Here is a 1,739-nt window from a genome sequence, read left to right as displayed (position 1 = left end):
CACCCCTTTCAAGGTGTAGGGAGCGTGTCGCTCCCTGGCCGTGCGTGTAGGGAGGCATGTTGGGGCCGCGAGACCACTCGTTCGCGGTTCTCTGTGCACCGCGAGCATGGTTTTCATGCTTTCGCTTTGCGGGAGACACCTCATTCCCCGAAGTCGTTGCACGACGACCACATTCCGGACAGCCCTTTCGCTCCTGGGGCGCACTGAAGAACCGAGGTCAGACACCATACGGCCGTCAGGTTTTCTCGTCTCCTCTCAGCACCCGCGCCGTTGAGACATGTCGGTCGACCTCTTGCCTCGGCGCATACCCTTTCTTCACCTTCTTCTTCTGCCCTCGGGGATGCTTGCGCAGTTTCGCCGGATTGACATGGCTGGCCATCCTCAGCAGCGTCCTGCTCAAGTCTTCGTCCGTCTGAGACTCGAAACCGCGCCAGAGCTTCTCGGGAATGGCAATCATCATCCCGCTATAAGTGGCCTTCACTTCGCCTGCCACGTAGTAGCTGGACAGTTCCGTCGACTGCAGCCGGTGCTCGGCCTCGACTGCCGCCAGCAACACCGCCAGCACGTTGTACGCCATCACCGCTACGCCGAAGGCCAGCAGGGCCGCTCGCGGGTAGCCCAACGTACTCACTTCGCTCTTCAATACCGATTCCAGCCGGCCGAACATCCCCTCGATGCTCCAGCGCCGCCGGTACAGCCCCGCCACTTCCTTGGCCCCCATGCGCTCCGCGGGCACGTTCGTCAGCAGACGGATGCAGCTGTCGCCATCCTCAGTCGGCTCATCCAACTGCAACTCAATCCGCCGCAGCCGCAAGCGCCGCCCCTGCTCGTCCTCCACCTCGACGGCCTGCTCGAATACGACGCCTGTCTCGACACGCCCCGCCTTCTTCATTGTCCCTACCTCGTCCGGGTGGGGAGAGCGGCCATGCTCCCGGATGAGGAATGCGGCCTTCTTGTCCGCGATGGCGCACAGAGTCCGCGTCGTCGAGAAGTTCCTGTCCGCCAACCACAACTCCCCAGCTTGCACTCGCTCCAGCACCGGCTCCAGCAGCGTCCGCTCCTGCGCGTGCGCATCCTCCGCAGGCACCATGTCCACCACCAGGTCCCACTCCGGCGCGTAGACCACCAGCGACTGCCCGGGCAGCGCCGCTCCTCGAAAGCCTCGCAGCGGCTTGAGTCGTTTCTGGCTGGCCGCCAGGTGGTTCCCATCCAGCACCCGCACGCGATAGCCCGCCGCCCAGGACGGCTGCTGGAGCTTCAGTTGCTTCAGCACGGGCGTCAGTCGATCCCCGCAGCCCTGCACCAACTGCCGCACCACCTGCGGCTCGGTGTGGTGCACCTTGTCGTAGAGCGCCTGCATCGACACCTTCAGCTCGTCGCTGGCCTGGGCGGCCGCATGCAGCGACGGCCGCAGGCCCAAGGCCACCAACGCCATCAGGTCCACCTCGGTGGAGAAGAGCAACTCGCGGGTGTACTGCCGCTGGCGATGCTGCTCGAACAAGCCGTCGAGCCACTCGGGACTCAGGGCCCGCTGCATGAGCAACCGCGCCATGACGGGCAAGGGGCTGTGATGCACGAAGCGCTCGAAAACGGCGTCCAGGGCCATGACTCTTCCTCCAGCCAAACCTCCCTGAAAGATGCTCTCGCCGACCCCGCCAAGCGCCGCTCCCCGAAGCTATCGCTACCTCTCCTGCCGCCCCGCCCGCCAGGGAGCCTCCTCCATCACCTTGAAAGGGGTG

At 64.9% G+C, this 1,739-nt stretch carries 1 protein-coding gene; it reads right to left on the bottom strand.

Going from position 1 to position 1,739, the window contains the following annotated elements:
* Positions 1-235: 235 nt before the first annotated feature.
* Positions 236-1,606, bottom strand: coding sequence for an IS4 family transposase (locus K8638_RS44120; protein ID WP_223760799.1), 1,371 nt, complete (start codon positions 1,604-1,606; stop codon positions 236-238).
* Positions 1,607-1,739 lie beyond the last annotated feature (133 nt).

Source organism: Myxococcus sp. RHSTA-1-4 (assembly GCF_020037125.1).
Classification (GTDB): domain Bacteria; phylum Myxococcota; class Myxococcia; order Myxococcales; family Myxococcaceae; genus Myxococcus.
This window is presented reverse-complemented; position numbering and strand designations above follow the sequence as displayed.